Genomic DNA, 15,897 nt, shown 5'->3' with positions numbered 1-15,897 from the left:
CAATGCATTAACGCAAATGTTTCAGATAATAAGTAGCCATACTTAGATATATGAGAAGTCCGAAAACATCATTTGATGTTGTTATAAAAGGACCGGTTGCAATGGCCGGATCGATTTTTAATTTGTTCAGTGCATAAGGTATAACTGCACCAAATAAAGTAGAATTTACAATTACAAACAGCATGGAAATGCCTATAATAGCTCCAAGAAATAGAGGCTTTTCTATATTAGGCCATACCTGAATCACAAGCACCAGTAAGGTTCCGATAGATAAACCATTTAATAATGCAACACGAAATTCCCGAAAAAAGTTAGATCGCAAGCTGGTGCCGCTTTCACCTAAAGCCATGCTACGCACTACTGTAGTACTTGATTGAATTCCGGCATTACCGCCCATTGCCATAATTACGGGAATAAAAAAGGTAAGTGCGGCGATTTCCATAAGTGAAACCTCAAAACGGCTAAGAACCATAGCAGCCATTAATTCTCCGACAAAAGCAACAATGAGCCATGGCAATCTGTTTTTTGTAATACGAAAAGTTGATGTTTCCTGCGAAAATTCCTGGTATGTAATACCGGCCATATGGTGGATATCTTCATCTGCTTCTTCATGAAGTACATCTACAATATCATCAACTGTAATACGGCCAATAAGCCTCTTATGCTTGTCAATAACAGGAATAGCAGATAAATTATATTTTCTTACTACATTTGCAACTTCCTGCTGATCCATATCAACACCTACGGAAATGACGTCGGTGTGCATTATGTCCTTGATAACGCGCTTTGGATTCCTAAGAAACAAACTCTTCATAGGAACTACACCGACTAAGCGGTTTGCTCTGTCCACAGCATAGATGTAAAATATTTCATCAACCTCTTCAGCACGGGTCCGGATCTCGCTAATGGCATCATCAACTATCTGATCTTCATAAACGGCAATATACTCGAGCGCCATGATACCACCGGCGCTGTCTTCATCATGTACCAACAGTTTTTCGACTTCAGCCCTATCTTGCGGTTCAATATTGGCAAGTACTTGTTCTTGAACCTTTTCGGGAAGTTCAGCTACAATATCTGCGGCATCGTCGGAATCCATTTCATCGACAATTTCCGACAATCTTTCTGTTTTCAGATCACTGACTATATCAAGACGTGTTACCTCATCAAGCTCGGTTACAACATATGAAGCAGTCTCAGCATTCATCAGGCTAAAAAGATAATCACGTTTATCATTATCCAATGCCTGTAAAATTTCAGCTAAGTCAGCAGGATGCGTGTTTTCAACAAGTTCTTGAAGCGATTGCACATTGTTTTCTTCGATAAAATGAAGAATGTTTTCTATTATTTTTTTTCTGTCTATTGTTTCCATAATCACTTAAAGACCAAAGCTTCATGATATAAAATAAAACGTAACGGATAAAGATAAACGATTTTGCAAATATATCATTAAGCACAAACATAACAACTACAATTTTGCACTATGTGCCGATTAAAATCTGATATATTTGAGATTCTTAATAATTTTTGATCAATATTAACCAAATATAATGTGAAAATTATATTTTAGGTTTAAATGGAGGTCCTTTTTCACTACCAAATAAAATACGGCCAAGCTCCCGGTGAGTAAAATAAGGATCATCGTTTCTTAAATAAGGCAGGAGAATTCTTTTTTGTCGAAGCAAATCTCTTGATAACTCGGCAGAAATTTCATCCGGTTCATACATTTTAGCCTGAGCTATAACCTGTCCAAAAGGATTAAGTATTTCGCTTCCACCCCAGAATCTGTAAGGTTCAGGATTATCGTCCAATAATTCATCAGTGTAATTAATATCTCTTTTTTCTATAAGACCTTCTTCTCCGACCCGGTTTGCGCATATATTATAAATACCGAAAACGCGGGAATAAAATCTATTTATAATCGACCAAGTTTCAATATTGCTAAAAGCTGTCCCCATTGAACCCTGAGAAGAATTGAATATTGTAATAAAAATATCGGCTTTTTGTGTCACGCCAAGATATGGCAGGGAAGGATGCCAGAGGTCATTGCATATAAAGACAGCAATAGTAAAATCATGTAGTTTAAAAACCGGAATATGCTTTCCGGATGAAAAAAATTTTCTTTCTTCAAAAACGCCATAGTTGGGAAGATTCAGCTTTCTTACGGCAAAAGCTATTTCTCCGTCTATAGCCACCAGAGCTGAATTATAAAAATTCATAGAAGGCGATTCCTCAATAAAACCAATGACTGCAGCCGTACCTTTTGTGGCAGAGGCTAATTTCGTGATTTCTTTGGAATCAAGCCTAAGTGCTACTTTATGATGTCGTTTACCAACAAAATATCCTGTTAACGCAAGTTCCGGAAATACCATAAGCTGGGCTCCTTGTTCTTTGCCCTGATGAATTTTGCCGATAATGTCTTTCAGGTTAGACTTTAGATCCAGAAGTACGGGACTTGTCTGATAAACAGTTACATTCATTTGTTTCATCCCTTTTTTAGTTTAAAAAGCATCTTCCTGTATTTGTAAGGGTATTTTCATCTCTCATATAATTGGCATTGATTCCGTTTCTGATAATTGTATTAAGACCTTCTTCATCATAAGGTTCCAGTTCATAATCAGGGGACTGCTTTGCAGTTGTTTCGCGACATAAATCAATATGTCTTTCTAACTTAGGTATTGAAAATGAGATCAATTCCTTTAAAAATCCAAAGGAATGTCGCATCTGATGAAAGCCGTATTTTTTCATCATTGCAAAACCGTTGATGGCATCTTCTTCCGCCCTTTTGCCCGGTTTATCCTCATTGGTAGTGCAGGCAGTCTGGATAGATGGAATATCAAGCATCTTGTTTACTTTTTCTATCAGCAGATTTGCTACATTATGTGATATAAGACCCAGATCAACCGCATAATTTTTTCGGATATTGGCTATGGATGGCAGACCCGCATGGACAACCATCAGGCCTGGGTTTGCCAGCTGGGTTAATGTAATTCCAAACAGCGCCTCGGCATGAGTAAGTGTCAAAAGTCCCGACATGGAATAAGGACCGGACAGGCCCGCCATAGGCATGGTCGATACATAAATCGGAATACCGCTTTTAACACATGAAAGAAAAGGATCTACCATACTCTCAATAATATTTAATGGGCTGTTTATAATGGAAAACTGCACTGTGATCAATCCTCTTGTATCATGGATTTCTTTGGCACGGGCTATACCTTCATCGGTTAAGGCAGCCACATATATGGGTTTGCGGCAATGCTCAATTATTGTATCCATCACTTTTACTTCCTGCTTAACGATAAGCACACCTCTTGCCATAAAATCAACCACATCAGCTTTATCAACAAGCTGGGCTATCTTTACCAGATGTTCAATTTTTGGTTCAATCAACTCTCCACTGTTATCATCATAAACAAAAGGGGCTGTTCCTCCAACACCGAAAGAATTTTCCGGAATCCAGTACTGATCCCGTTTAGGAGCAGTATTTAAAGCCTGTTCTACCAGAGGCGAGAGAATATGGATTGTCCCGGAAGATTCATCATAGGCAGCAAGGCCGGTTTCCTCAAATAGCTGCCTTATTTTAATAGATTCACATTTAACGCCGACTTCTTCCAAAACACGAAGAGCGTCATTATGTATTCTTTCCAGATATGCTTGCTGAATTAATTCCATTTTATTATGATATCCTGCTGTTTATTGTATATTGATTCTTAACCCGTCATATGCAAACTTGATGTTATCGAATTGCTTTTCCAATTCCTTGTAATCATCATAGCTTCTGTTCCAGTATTCTTCAATATGAGTGAGCAAAACCTTTTTTGAATTTATTCGTTTTGCCAGTTTTAGTGTTTCTTCAAAAGTATAAAGCGTAGTTCTTGAGATATGATCATCCGGATATTTAAAGTCATGTTTAAGGCCGTTTTCAAATATGCCTGGCTGAATTATAAGCAGATCGGCATCTTGTATTTCCTTCCTGCTTTCCGGAAATGGTTTTATATCGCATGGAGCATAAATTATCTTTTTAGAGTTTTTTTGAATTACATATACAAAAGCTGTCTGATTCCCACGGTCAACAGGAATGGCAGTTACCCGAACAGCACCCAATTTTATGCTTTTGCTATAGGAAATACAATGCACAAAACCACTTAAACGGTAAAAGTCTATTATTGAACCATAACATGACTGAATATTCCCGAGGCGGCCAAACAATTCTTCCGGCAAAACAAGTTTAATGCATTTACCTTCGTAGGCCCGCCATGTGCGAAAATCCAGAGTTATCTGTTCCACAACCCTGAAGCCTTCTACATGATCCGGGTCCAGATGTGTAAAAAGAAGATAATTAATCTGCTCTATGCCTGAACGGTTTAATTGATAAGCAATTTCAACAGGCGTATCAATAAGGATGTTCTCATCATGTATAAAAACAGAGGGGCCTGTTCTTCTATAAGGCCCCCCTTTTTCTCTTGCTTCACTACAAACCCGGCATTTACATAAAGGCTTTGGGATTATCATGCATCCGCCGGAACCAAGTATTGTGATATCCATTCTACTTATTTATCAGCTCCACGGAAAAGGACTGCTGGATACCGGAAGAAGTTCTCCCTTTTCATACCGATCAAAGCGGAAGGGTTTTAACAACTCCTGTTTTTCTCCCAAAATTTCCTGGGCCACCAGCTTGCCAATACCTATCATCTTATAACCGTGACTGGAATCTAATATCATATAGCAATTTTGTTTAAACACATCAAATACAGGGAAATTATCCGGAGTAAAGATTCCTAATCCGCCTGAAGGTTCATTTTTGTATAATTGATATTTATTTTCATATCGTTTTTGGCAATGTGCCAAAGCAGAAGTCCACATATGGGCAAATTCAGGGCCTACGATGAAATCCGGTGAATCGATTCCATAGGGATCAACGTTTATTTCATCTTTTTCTACAAGGTTCGGCATAGCGCCTCCCTGAATACCATTGAAATTACAATCGGGTTTATAATAGATGCCCCACATTTTGTCCGTGATCAGCGAACCGTCTTCACTGGAATACAGAGGAGAATTGCTGTCCACATGCATAACCGGGGGCATCTTACCCCACTTATCATAACCGTATTCCGGATCTACGCCAAGTGTACCTTCCTGAAGTGACAGATAAGTCCACATTTTCACATCCGTATGAATCTTTCCGTCTGTACCTTTAATATTTATTTTGTCCGGCATACCTATCATTTCCCAGAGCTTATTGCCCCATGGGCCCGGTCCGGCAATCACATAATCACATGAAATCTTACCCTTGTCGGTTTCAACGGCTGTAATACAATCCTTGTAGTCAAAACCTTCCACTTTGACTCCTGTTAATATCCTTACGCCTAATGCTTCAGCTTTGTCCGCAAGTCTGTATAAAGCACGGGCATTGTGAGCGTATCCTCCTCTTTTTTCGTGAAGGATCGAAGTTACGCCTTGTGCCTGCCAGTCATCAAATACATTTTTTTTCATGTATTCAAGGCAATCTTTTTCGCCTTCGATAAATACTGAATCATAAGAAAGCTTTTTCTGCCGCTCATATATTTGGGATACACCTTCATGCATACTTTCCGGCGAAATCTGCATATATCCAACAGGCCAATAACCATAACCTTCAACATCTTCATCCCATACATTTACGCTGTGCATCATAATTTCCTGCATAGCTGCCTGAAAATAATTATTCCTTATAACTCCACAGGCGATTCCGGATGCTCCGGCTCCGATAGCAGTTTTATCAAGAACAATTATATCTTTTCCTGACCCTGAGCCCCTTTTCTTTAATTCACCGGATAGATGAAAAGCAGTGCTAAGCCCGTGAATCCCCGCTCCTATAATAACGTATTTTGAATGCGTAGGAAACGCCATAAAATTTACCTCCTTAAGGTTTATTATCTATATAAAAAATTACGAATTGAGTCGGCAAAGAAAAAGAATCATATAAGAGACAAGTAAATATTGAGGGATTAAATATAACTGTCCGTAAGCCAAAATAGCTTTAGCTACAGCCAGAGCTAATAGCTAAAGCACAACTCTTGCGTGGGATTTTACTTTGCCGTAATAAAAGACTATCTTTAAAAAAAGCTAGGCCACCATGGTCTCTTTATCGTTTTCTTCCCGTTCATGTTTGCGATCACCGTCAACTGTTCCTGTAACCTTTTCTCTTTCTTCTGCAAAATCAAACCCGGTCCATATTCCTATAGATCCAAGAATTGAATCCTGGGGATGAAACTCGCGAAAAATCTTAAAATAATAGGCGGCTTCCCTGCTATTAATAACAGCAGTTGGATTTTCTTCTTTAATTTGTATATATTCATCTTCAGTAATCATTTTCTCAGCTAAAGATTCGCCAAGACTCTCACAACCTGCACCCTGTGTGTACTGAACCTTGTAGCGCCACAGTATTTCATCGGGCAGATAGTTAGTATCCTCGAAAGCCTTTCTTAAAATCCATTTTTCTATTTTTGCCCCATTATGTTCACGAATTTTCAATTCAGGAGGTATCTTCATGGAAAGATCAACCATAGCAGTGTCTAAAAACGGGACTCTGAGTTCAAGACTAAAGAGCATACCCATACGGTCAGCTCTTTGAAGATTAATATTATGAAGGTTACCGATACAGCGTCTGCCTTCTTCGTTTAGTTTGTCAATTGGAAAATTTTTCATATAATGATATCCGGCAAAAAGCTCATCAGCCCCTTCTCCGGTAAGTACTACCGTTACATAGTCCGCAGCACATTTACAGGTAAAGTAACAGGGCAAAGCACAACGGACAAGAGATGGATCATAACTTTCCAGTTTATTGATCACGGTAGGAAGCGCTTCATAGTACTCATCTTCAGTGAAGATGTATTCATGATGATTTGAACCGATATGTTTGGCTGCGATACGTGCAGCTTTTACATCATCACTAAAATTGCCATACTCATCTTGCATGCCTACGACAAATGTGTGCAGGTTGGGTATTTCATCAGCAGCTATAGCTGCCACCAGACTGCTGTCGAGACCACCACTGCAAAAAGAGCCTACCGGCACTTCAGGATCTGCCAATAAACGTTTTTTTACTGCATCAATGAAAGTCTTTCTTATAATTTCGCATGACTCCTCAATATCCGCAAGAATATGATCTTCAATCTCAGGCACCCGATAAAACTGTACAAACCCTTCTTTTGGAGTATAATAATGTCCGGCCGGAAATTCATGAACCTCATCCAAACCGGCATGACTCATTGCCCCTAATTCCGAAGAAAAATACATTTTTCCGTTCTGTATGCCGTAATAAAGAGGTTTAATCCCGATAGGATCTCTTGCCAGCATAAAATCATCACCATTATAAGCGGCAAAGGCAAACATTCCGTCAAGCTCTTTAAGGCAATCGGGCCCTTTTTCGCGATAGAGATGCAAGACGGTCTCGGTATCAGACTGGGTTTGAAAACTGTACTTTGAGTCAATTTTTCTTCTAAGTTTTCTGAAATTATAAATCTCACCATTACAAACAATACCTGAGTTTCCGTCTCTGCTAATGATAGGTTGATGACCCTGAGCCACATCAACTATTGAAAGTCTGGTATGCCCAAAGACAATGTTTCCGTTTACATGAAGTCCGCGATCATTGGGCCCCCTGTGAGGAAGTGCGTCCAACATACGATTAATTGTATCTACGTCACGTGTTCCTATACATCCTGCTATGCCACACATTGTTTTTCTCCTTTATTAATTTACAAATATTTTTCCGAAATTTGCCGTAGTAAGAGGATCATCCATATACATACCAAGCCCGATAGTCTTAATGGATTCCATGCCTCTTTCATCATAAACAGGCATCCTGACTTCCGGTGCGTCATCAGCTGTTACCTCTTGGGCAATTTCAATGCCTTTTTCAAGTTTAGCTATGGAAAAATCAATCAGATATCTTAAAAAAGAAAAGGGATGTCTTATCATATGCACCCCGTATTTTTTACACATTGCCTGTCCCATGCGGGCGTCATCAAAAGCCTTTTGAGTCAAATGCTCTTCATGGGTAGTGCCGGCGCTTTGAAATGTCGGCAAATCCAGCATCAGGTTAAGATGTGTCATTAAAATGTTTAACAGATTATGACTGACCAAACCGTAATTGGGATTATAATCTATCCGAGGATCAGCGATGGTCGGAAAACCTGCATGTATACAAGTTACACCGGGATTGAGTAATTGAGCGGCACAGATGCCAAAAAGCACTTCAGCATGAGTCATAGCCAGTGCCCCATTATAGGAATAAGAAGTACTGATGCCTCCCATGGGCATTGCTGATATAAAAACCGGCAGACCGGCCTTTACTACCTTCACAAAGTTTTCAGAAAAATTTTCATTAACCTCAAGAGGCGGACGGGTGAGGCAAAAAACAATCATGATGTTCTTTCTCTCTTCCCATAATTGTTTGGCGCGTTCCAGTGAGGCATCGCACGTCACTGCAAAATAGAGAGGTTTTGAGCAGTATTTATCCATAATGTTCATCTGTACTACTTCATTTTTCAGTTTTATAGCCCTGCCCATACCGGCTACAACATCATGCTCTTCAGCAATTTGTGCGATTTTGGCCACATGTTCGGGCGTAGGGAAAATACCACCTATTCCTTTTTCATCATCATAAATGTATGGGGCCGTGCCACCTATGAAAAAACTGTTTAAAGGAACAAAAAATTCATCAACACCGGGAGTTGTAGACAGACATTTTTCCACCAACTCCCTGGTAACATATATCCGGTCTTCATGCTGAAAAGCTAATCCTTCAGATTCAAATTGCCGGAAAGCATTCTGGATATCAGCCTGTTTGCAGCCTACACCCATATTTTCCAGTATCCAGAGAGCATCATCATGAGACTTAAGGAGCATCTCAACAGTATCAGCACCCAACAGATTTGTTGATTTATCTACCTGATCTTTTTTTAAATTTATCGAATTCATTTATCTACTCACTCCGGTTTATTATTAGATATGTAGGTTATATGATCTATTCATTTGATATATTTTATATCAATATTATTTGATTCAATATATTTTGTATTGAAACAATAACACTAAAGTAATGGATTGGATAAGTCAAGGTTTTTATCTTAAAAAAAGGATAGTAAGGTTATAAAGTAAGGTAAGAATAAATGAGAGATGTAGCTTTTTTAATCAACTTCAAGATCTTGAACATCAAGCATATTTGTAAGCATATTCAAGCCATTAACAATATGTTCAACTTCCTGGGGTGTGAGCCTTTTTACCCCGTCGATTATTTTTTGCTGAATCGGAGAAGGAGCGTTTTCAGCCAATGTTTTCCCACTTTCTGTAAGCTGAACCGTTATAATTCTTCTGTCGTGGGATATCCTTTGCCTTTCCACCAAGTTTTTTTGTTCCAAGCGGTCGATAATACTTGTTACGGTGCTTGAATTAACCATTATTATTTTTGCAATTTGTGAGGGTGGCAAAGGACCGTGCTCATTAAGAGCAAGCAAGCAGTTGACCTGGGCAGCGCTTATATTATATTTTTTATTAATCTCTTTATTGTAAAGTTCAGCTCCCTGCATAAGCCTTCGGATAGAATGAATTATATCTTTTTGTGAAGTTGTTGGATAAATATATTCCGTTTGGACTGAATTATTTTCAGACATTTGTTTGGGTTTCGTATTTTTTGGCATTAGTGATTATTGCCATAAGGCAATTCCTGCTCTTTAGGTAATATTGTTTATTGTGTTTGCCTGATCCGAATTAAATACTGACATTTAATTTGCATAAAAAAAACCGCGTTTGTCTCGCGGCCTGTTATAAAATTATTACAAGCAAAAAATATTATACTCCAAATTTAATAATTCAAAAAAACTACCGTTTATTTTTCATATGAATGTTTATAATTGTAATAACGATTTGAATTCTATGGTAAATATTTTCTATTTGTTTTAGATTATAGAAAGATCGATTTTGTGTGTCAAGACAAATAATGTAGTTAAAAATATTCTTTTCTTGCAGATATATTATTTCCCAAGCTGCCTGTCTGCTATATAACTATCAACAATTTCTGCCAGTTTGTCTTCATATCCTAAGAAGAAATGATCCGCTCCATCAATAACCTTTATATCAGCCGTGCCGTTTAAATTTGATACAAACTTTTCAACCAGTTCCGGTGGCGCAAATCCATCTTCGCTTCCCGTTACTGCAAGTATTAAATGATTAATTTTTAAATCAGTTTCAAATTTCATCATAGCCACAGGCGGTGATACCATAATAGATGAATTAACTGTAATTTGATCTTTAATTTGAGCATTAACCCATGTTCCGAATGAATAGCCGCAAAGATCAATTTGTTCCACATCCATTGTTTTTAAAAACTTATATCCGGCAATAATATCTTTTTGTTCTCCAATGCCATCGTCATAGGTACCGCCGCTTGCACCCACTCCTCTGAAATTAAATCTTAATGTTGCGTATCCTTTTTTTTGATATGCTGATTGGATTGCTTCAACAACATTATTATACATATCACCGCCATAAAGAGGATGCGGATGAGTGATGATAACACCATGTTTTTTTGTTCCCGGATCATACAATCCCTCTAATATTATATTGTCATCACTATTAATTTTAATTATTTCTTCAGACATGGATTATCTCCTTTTGAAGTTGATAGAAATCTGTTTGATCCAACAGCAGTTATTGCCATCCATCAGGGTTCCGGAGGTCTGTTTAGAAAAGCAAACCACTTGGCCCGTGGAGGACTTATTGCGGCAGCGGCTGAAAAAACCAGCCTCGTTTAGTGCCGAACATATCCGGCTGGCGGCAACAGAAATATTTTGATTATACAGTGTCCAGTGAAACGGAGTCGGGAAATCCTGGGGAGGAAACCGATAAGGGATAGCCGGGTGTAGATGACGGTTCATGTCCAAAATATTGTTGCAGGATCAATTTGAGCTCATATCTACGTTGTAAACATGATAATACAGCGCTGTGAACTTTTGTTTTCTATCCTTTTCTACCGCCTTTCGTATCCGTCCAAGCGCAGTTTGCACACCAACCCGGCCCTGTGTCCGGAGCGTGTTTTGCTCTGACGCATTCCCCTTGGTCAACCCCCTTTCCTCCATTGCCTCCGCAGATATATTACCTTTGTTGGGTGATTTTTGTAATTTTATGTTTGTCTTTTCTCTGCCCTTGAACATACAGCTTGAATCCCAGCGCATGTGTTACCTTCAAAATAGTTGCAAAGCTCGGATTCCCCTCACCGGAAAGTGCTTTGTACAGGCTCTCTCGGCACAACCCGGTGTCTTTGGCAAGTTGGCTCATTCCACGGGCGCGGGCGATGTTGCCAAGCGCTTTGGCAATGAAAGCTGCATCGTCGCCAGCTTCTTCCATGCAGGCCTCAAGATACAGGACCATATCCTCATCGGTTTTGAGATATTCGGCGCTATCCCATTTGCGCAACTTCAATGTCATGTTGTTCTCCTATAATTTGTCCGCCAGTTGTAGCGCGGTCTTGATATCCTTGCTCTGTGAAGACTTGTTGCCCCCTGCCAGTAGGATCACCAGTTCCATGCAGCGCTGTACGAAATACACTCGATAGCCCGGCCCATAGTGAATTCGCATCTCCGATACACCTTTACCCACCGGTGAACACTCACCAAAATTGCCATCTACGGCTCGGTCGATGCGCGCTTGAATGCGTGCTATCGCCCGTTTATCTTTCAGGCTGGCAAACCAAGCATCGAATGTGTCCGTAGTCTGAATACTAATCAGGATTTATGTTTGTAATATTTAGGATACAAATAGGCAAGGACTATTTGATACGGCTTGGTACTGGCAAGCCCAAAGCGGCGGATTAGCAGTGCGTTTTTTGCGACCGTCTCAATCCGGTTGTTGGCCCTACCGTGGCGTTTGTACAGAACTCGTTTTTATTATGTCTAAGATAGATCGAAGGTAATTCAGAGACGATGCCCTTGAGATTAAGCGCCGAATATTTTGCAATAGGGTAGCTAATCTGGAAAGTATGGAAATAAAGAGCATAATTCTCATGTCCCTTATTCTTCCCTGTTGAATAGAATTCAAGCAGGCTTGAGTGACACCATATACTTCTTTACTTCAGTTTGCCGGTTAAGGATTTTTCATGAACTAAGGATTAATTTTGAGTACTCAGCGGATCAAAAAACTCATTCGCAAGAGGTCTTATTCCTGCAATTTTTTCAAAATCATGATCTCTGTGCAGTAACAGAGCTTTTGCTTCCATTGCGATACAGGCAATACCGCAATCAATAGTACTGCTCACAGTAATGCCTGATTTTCGGAGTTCAAAATAAATTCTTGCTGCATGCCTCCAAGTATTTTCGTTAGCTTCAAGATAATACTGGCTTGATAAATAATCATCCAGGCGTTTCCATTCAAAGTCGTCTTTTGCGCCCTGAAGCAATTCAATTTGAATAAAACGACTGAACACAATAATTTCTGAAGCTGTTTTTTCACGAAAGGCTTGCACCATTTTGCCGCCTTTATCTCTAAGAATATGAATCCAGACCGAGGTATCAACAAGAATCATTTCTTGTCTTCCTCAAATCCTTATGGCTATATCCTTCATAAAATTCTATTGTTCCGGCTAATTCGGTAAGATCTTTTCTTTTTTTTAATTTAATATATTCCAGCAAAGCTTCATGAATTAAATCTTTTTTACTCCTCATTTGGCTGACCGAAAAAGCCTCTTCCAATAGTTCATCGTTAATATCAATATTAGTTCTCATAGCAAGCTCCATACACACATAATGTGTATAATATACGATTGGCACACATCGTCAACAAAAATATCATAACAGTAGATTATATATCGAAAATCGAACAAGGTAACAACCCCCTTAATATCCCTTATTTATTATCAACACCTAACCAGAAATTTTGGTCAGAATTCTTTATCCAAAAGTTTTAACAAACATCATAAGAGATGCCGATTTAACGTCAATGGAGGCCGTTTGGAAGAGCATGCAAATCCAATTTTCTAAAATATTTGACCGCGATGCAGTTGTTCCTAAGTTTGGTTGTAAACTTTCAACTCATGCAAAATCAAAGTTTCAAAACTTGAACCTTTCCAGAGAAAACTCAACGTCAAAGGTCTGGCCCAATTCCTCAAAAGAGAAGCCGCCTGCCGCCGAACTGATTAATTCAACAGTAAGGGGAAACAGATGTCACAGCTTGAATAGTGAATAGCTGTTGATATAATAGAAATTATTGCATAAGCTGAAATTAATGAATCCGCCTGACTGCTAAATATATCTGTTAAGAACTTCTGCCAGTTCATCTTCAAATCCGAATAAAAAATGATTCGCACCAACAATAACCTTCACAACAGCCATGTTGTTTAAATTTAATACTAACTTTTCGACTAAATCAGGAGGCGCAAATTCATCTTCGCTTCCCGTTACTGCAAGCATTATCGGACATAATCATCCCTGTTTTTTATCACTAACACAGTAAAGGCCTTTTCCTGTCAATGCCGGGCGAAAACACCTATTATCCGAAATACAGGCGGATTTTTCAATATCTCCGGATTTCCACCGGTTAATAAGATCAGGTTCTCTGATTAAAGGACGACACATGGATATATAATCCACAGCACCTTCCGTAATTATTTTATCAGCCATTTGATAAGAACGATTTCCTCCTACAAGAATAATTGGCACTGATATTTTTTCTCTGAAAGCTTTTGCCTCATTCAAAAAATATGCTTCCTTTTCTTCAGAATTTATTCCTTTGCGACTTGGGCTAAGCTTATCGCCGGTCAAAACTCCTCCGCTAAGCTCTACGGCATCTATGCCTTCGGATTCCAGCATTTTTCCAATTTTAAGTGAATCTTTAAGCTCAAGGCCATTTTCTATAAAATCAGCCACATTGATTTTCACCATTACAGGATAATCCGGCCCTACAACACTTCTTACAGATTTGAGCACATCTATTAAAATTCTTGATCTGTTTTCAATACTGCCTCCGTATTCATCGATTCGACTATTAAAAGCAGGCGATAAAAACTGACTTAACAGATATCCGTGAGCAGTATGAATCTGAACACCGTCAAAACCTGCTTTCTTTGCTCTATTAGCAGCTTCGGCAAAATCTGTTATAATTTGTTTTATGTCCGATACGGAAACAACCCGGTGAGGAACTTTAGAAGAATTTCCCATATCTGAAGCAGCGAGAGCAGAAACTTTGGTTAAATCCGTTCTGGCAAAAAAACCTGCATGAGCAATCTGTAACACAATTTTACCACCGTTTTTATGCACCGCATCAGCCATATCAGTAAGGCCTGGAAGTAAATCATCGCTATAAGCCCCGAGTTGCAAAAAGCTTGCCTTCCCTACCCTTTGGACATATGCATGACCGGAAATAATCAGTCCGACACCCCCTTTTACAAGATCAACCATACAATCTATAAGCATAGGTGTAACACTGCCGTCATCATTTGCCATACCTTCCCATGTAGCTGAACGTACAAACCGGTTGGCCAGAGTCATTCCATTAATTTGTGTTTCTTCAAAAAGCTTTGCCATTGCTTCCTCTCATTGCTTTAAGGGTTCAAGGATTCCAGGGGCCAAGGGTTCAAGTGAAATGATATTTTCATCTATCTCTTGAACCCTCGAATCCTTGAATCGTTTTATCTAAAATGATATTGAGCTAAAGTTTTACGTAGAACTGAGAAATTTATTCCCAATATCTTTAACTATTTCTTCTGCCTGCTTCATAATACGATCCAACAGTACTTTGCATGTCGGAATATCACGTATAAATCCCATGCATTGACCTGCCGCAAGAGTTCCTTTTTCAATATCACCGCATTTTTGCATCTCTTTTCCTACAAGGCCTGAAACATATGGAACAATATCTTCAATACGCATATTGCCACGGTTTTCTATTTCAAGAACCTTATCTGCCGCAGTATTATGAATAACCCTTTCGGTATTTCGCATAGAACGCATGATAAGGCGTGTATCAAGCTCACTGTGATTTATTAAGGCTTGTTTTATATTTTCGTGTACCGGAGCTTCTTTTGTTGCAACAAAGCGCGTACCCATGTTGATACCATCAGCACCAAGCGAAAGAGCTGCTACAAGACCGCGACCATCTGCAAAGCCGCCGGATGCAATGATTGGAATACTTACAGCATCTCTTGTAAGAGGTATAAGAATCAATGAAGTAACATCATCTTCTCCCGGATGTCCGGCCGCTTCAAAACCGTCAATGCTTATCACATCACAACCGATTTTTTCGGCCTTTACAGCATGTCTTACGGAAGTACATTTATGCACAACTTTGATGCCGCCTGATTTTATCTGATCCATATATTTTTCCGGATTCTGCCCGGCGGTTTCTATAAACTTTACACCTTCTTCTATACATACTTTAATATATGCCGGATAGTCCGGCGGGCGCAATGTAGGCAAAAAAGTTAAATTAATTCCAAAGGGTTTTTCTGTCATTTTACGACATCTTTTTATTTCTTCTCTTAAGCTTTCGGCATCAGGAAAAGCAAGAGCCGCCATAAATCCTATTCCTCCGGCATTAGCAACAGCAGATGCAAGTTTTGCACCTGCTATCCACATCATTCCGCCCTGAACAATTGGTCGTTTAATACCAAACAATTCGGTTATTCTTGTTTTTATCATAATTATTCCCCTGTTATTTGTACACTCGGCAAAGATATACTACACATATGAGCCAGATAGTTTATAAACATTTAGAATAAAGAGCCACTTTCAAAACGTTTCAGTTTGGTCAAGCTCAAGGCGGGCGAAAATTTCAACCACAGGAATACATTGAGTATTTCGAGGATTGAAATTTGAGCCCAACGCAGAGATCGGCCAAAATGGGGCGTTTTGAAACTGGCTC

Annotated in this window: 17 protein-coding genes; 1 reads left to right on the top strand and 16 read right to left on the bottom strand. The window is 39.1% G+C overall.

The annotated features are described in order from the left end of the window. Positions 1-7: 7 nt before the first annotated feature. The 13 genes from mgtE to KKC46_08025 form a co-directional block, all read right to left on the bottom strand. Positions 8-1,372 carry a magnesium transporter gene (gene mgtE / locus KKC46_08085; protein ID MBU1053775.1) on the bottom strand — a complete coding sequence of 455 codons (1,365 nt, stop codon included), beginning with the start codon at positions 1,370-1,372 and terminating at the stop codon, positions 8-10. Between the two features lie 187 nt (positions 1,373-1,559). After that, complete coding sequence (locus tag KKC46_08080) at positions 1,560-2,480, bottom strand: nitrilase (GenBank protein MBU1053774.1); 921 nt, start codon at positions 2,478-2,480, stop codon at positions 1,560-1,562. Between the two features lie 16 nt (positions 2,481-2,496). Then, a complete protein-coding gene (locus KKC46_08075; protein ID MBU1053773.1) occupies positions 2,497-3,675 on the bottom strand; it encodes a trimethylamine methyltransferase family protein in 1,179 nt (392 codons plus the stop codon). A 21-nt stretch (positions 3,676-3,696) separates the two neighbouring features. Further along, positions 3,697-4,548 carry a hypothetical protein gene (locus tag KKC46_08070; protein ID MBU1053772.1) on the bottom strand — a complete coding sequence of 284 codons (852 nt, stop codon included), beginning with the start codon at positions 4,546-4,548 and terminating at the stop codon, positions 3,697-3,699. Positions 4,549-4,560: 12 nt separating this feature from the next. Next, positions 4,561-5,892: an FAD-binding oxidoreductase gene (locus KKC46_08065; GenBank protein MBU1053771.1), complete on the bottom strand. Its 1,332-nt coding sequence runs from the start codon at positions 5,890-5,892 to the stop codon at positions 4,561-4,563. A gap of 216 nt (positions 5,893-6,108) precedes the next feature. Continuing rightward, positions 6,109-7,722: an asparagine synthase B gene (asnB, locus tag KKC46_08060; protein ID MBU1053770.1), complete on the bottom strand. Its 1,614-nt coding sequence runs from the start codon at positions 7,720-7,722 to the stop codon at positions 6,109-6,111. 15 nt (positions 7,723-7,737) lie between these two features. Continuing rightward, on the bottom strand, positions 7,738-8,967 hold the full coding sequence (locus KKC46_08055; GenBank protein ID MBU1053769.1) for a trimethylamine methyltransferase family protein: 1,230 nt from the start codon (positions 8,965-8,967) through the stop codon (positions 7,738-7,740). A gap of 209 nt (positions 8,968-9,176) precedes the next feature. Next, positions 9,177-9,659 (bottom strand): MarR family transcriptional regulator, encoded by a 483-nt coding sequence (locus KKC46_08050; protein MBU1053768.1) that lies wholly within the window; start codon positions 9,657-9,659, stop codon positions 9,177-9,179. Between the two features lie 360 nt (positions 9,660-10,019). Beyond that, the gene (locus KKC46_08045) at positions 10,020-10,646 is read right to left on the bottom strand and encodes a dienelactone hydrolase family protein (GenBank protein ID MBU1053767.1); all 627 of its coding nucleotides are present in this window, start codon (positions 10,644-10,646) and stop codon (positions 10,020-10,022) included. Between the two features lie 493 nt (positions 10,647-11,139). Beyond that, positions 11,140-11,472 (bottom strand): putative addiction module antidote protein, encoded by a 333-nt coding sequence (locus tag KKC46_08040; GenBank protein ID MBU1053766.1) that lies wholly within the window; start codon positions 11,470-11,472, stop codon positions 11,140-11,142. A 9-nt stretch (positions 11,473-11,481) separates the two neighbouring features. Then, the gene (locus KKC46_08035) at positions 11,482-11,772 is read right to left on the bottom strand and encodes a type II toxin-antitoxin system RelE/ParE family toxin (protein ID MBU1053765.1); all 291 of its coding nucleotides are present in this window, start codon (positions 11,770-11,772) and stop codon (positions 11,482-11,484) included. A 379-nt stretch (positions 11,773-12,151) separates the two neighbouring features. Continuing rightward, positions 12,152-12,565: a PIN domain-containing protein gene (locus KKC46_08030; GenBank protein MBU1053764.1), complete on the bottom strand. Its 414-nt coding sequence runs from the start codon at positions 12,563-12,565 to the stop codon at positions 12,152-12,154. Then, the gene (locus tag KKC46_08025) at positions 12,552-12,764 is read right to left on the bottom strand and encodes a type II toxin-antitoxin system VapB family antitoxin (GenBank protein ID MBU1053763.1); all 213 of its coding nucleotides are present in this window, start codon (positions 12,762-12,764) and stop codon (positions 12,552-12,554) included. Before KKC46_08025 ends, KKC46_08030 begins: the two co-directional genes overlap by 14 nt. A 235-nt stretch (positions 12,765-12,999) precedes the next feature. Between KKC46_08025 and KKC46_08020 the strand changes: the two genes are divergently transcribed. Beyond that, on the top strand, positions 13,000-13,224 hold the full coding sequence (locus KKC46_08020) for a hypothetical protein (GenBank protein MBU1053762.1): 225 nt from the start codon (positions 13,000-13,002) through the stop codon (positions 13,222-13,224). 56 nt (positions 13,225-13,280) lie between these two features. Here KKC46_08020 and KKC46_08015 read toward each other — a convergent pair whose 3' ends face one another. The 3 genes from KKC46_08015 to KKC46_08005 all read right to left on the bottom strand — a co-directional run bounded on the left by KKC46_08015 (position 13,281) and on the right by KKC46_08005 (position 15,674). Next, positions 13,281-13,448 (bottom strand): hypothetical protein, encoded by a 168-nt coding sequence (locus tag KKC46_08015; protein MBU1053761.1) that lies wholly within the window; start codon positions 13,446-13,448, stop codon positions 13,281-13,283. Between the two features lie 12 nt (positions 13,449-13,460). Beyond that, positions 13,461-14,561: an NADH:flavin oxidoreductase gene (locus KKC46_08010; GenBank protein ID MBU1053760.1), complete on the bottom strand. Its 1,101-nt coding sequence runs from the start codon at positions 14,559-14,561 to the stop codon at positions 13,461-13,463. A 132-nt stretch (positions 14,562-14,693) separates the two neighbouring features. Further along, on the bottom strand, positions 14,694-15,674 hold the full coding sequence (locus tag KKC46_08005; GenBank protein MBU1053759.1) for a nitronate monooxygenase: 981 nt from the start codon (positions 15,672-15,674) through the stop codon (positions 14,694-14,696). Positions 15,675-15,897 lie beyond the last annotated feature (223 nt).

Source organism: Pseudomonadota bacterium (assembly GCA_018817425.1).
Lineage (GTDB): Bacteria > Desulfobacterota > Desulfobacteria > Desulfobacterales > RPRI01 > RPRI01.
This window is presented reverse-complemented; position numbering and strand designations above follow the sequence as displayed.

What these genes read in the sequence shown, in the direction of transcription:
- KKC46_08005 (MBU1053759.1), bottom strand. Translation starts at nt 15,674, where the DNA reads ATGATAAAAACAAGAATAACCGAATTGTTTGGTATTAAACGACCAATT.
- KKC46_08020 (MBU1053762.1), top strand. Translation starts at nt 13,000, where the DNA reads ATGCAAATCCAATTTTCTAAAATATTTGACCGCGATGCAGTTGTTCCT.
- KKC46_08075 (MBU1053773.1), bottom strand. Translation starts at nt 3,675, where the DNA reads ATGGAATTAATTCAGCAAGCATATCTGGAAAGAATACATAATGACGCT.
- KKC46_08015 (MBU1053761.1), bottom strand. Translation starts at nt 13,448, where the DNA reads ATGCTTGCAGTAACGGGAAGCGAAGATGAATTTGCGCCTCCTGATTTA.
- KKC46_08080 (MBU1053774.1), bottom strand. Translation starts at nt 2,480, where the DNA reads ATGAATGTAACTGTTTATCAGACAAGTCCCGTACTTCTGGATCTAAAG.
- KKC46_08070 (MBU1053772.1), bottom strand. Translation starts at nt 4,548, where the DNA reads ATGGATATCACAATACTTGGTTCCGGCGGATGCATGATAATCCCAAAG.
- asnB (MBU1053770.1), bottom strand. Translation starts at nt 7,722, where the DNA reads ATGTGTGGCATAGCAGGATGTATAGGAACACGTGACGTAGATACAATT.
- KKC46_08025 (MBU1053763.1), bottom strand. Translation starts at nt 12,764, where the DNA reads ATGAGAACTAATATTGATATTAACGATGAACTATTGGAAGAGGCTTTT.
- KKC46_08040 (MBU1053766.1), bottom strand. Translation starts at nt 11,472, where the DNA reads ATGACATTGAAGTTGCGCAAATGGGATAGCGCCGAATATCTCAAAACC.
- mgtE (MBU1053775.1), bottom strand. Translation starts at nt 1,372, where the DNA reads ATGGAAACAATAGACAGAAAAAAAATAATAGAAAACATTCTTCATTTT.
- KKC46_08050 (MBU1053768.1), bottom strand. Translation starts at nt 9,659, where the DNA reads ATGTCTGAAAATAATTCAGTCCAAACGGAATATATTTATCCAACAACT.
- KKC46_08065 (MBU1053771.1), bottom strand. Translation starts at nt 5,892, where the DNA reads ATGGCGTTTCCTACGCATTCAAAATACGTTATTATAGGAGCGGGGATT.
- KKC46_08010 (MBU1053760.1), bottom strand. Translation starts at nt 14,561, where the DNA reads ATGGCAAAGCTTTTTGAAGAAACACAAATTAATGGAATGACTCTGGCC.
- KKC46_08030 (MBU1053764.1), bottom strand. Translation starts at nt 12,565, where the DNA reads ATGATTCTTGTTGATACCTCGGTCTGGATTCATATTCTTAGAGATAAA.
- KKC46_08045 (MBU1053767.1), bottom strand. Translation starts at nt 10,646, where the DNA reads ATGTCTGAAGAAATAATTAAAATTAATAGTGATGACAATATAATATTA.
- KKC46_08055 (MBU1053769.1), bottom strand. Translation starts at nt 8,967, where the DNA reads ATGAATTCGATAAATTTAAAAAAAGATCAGGTAGATAAATCAACAAAT.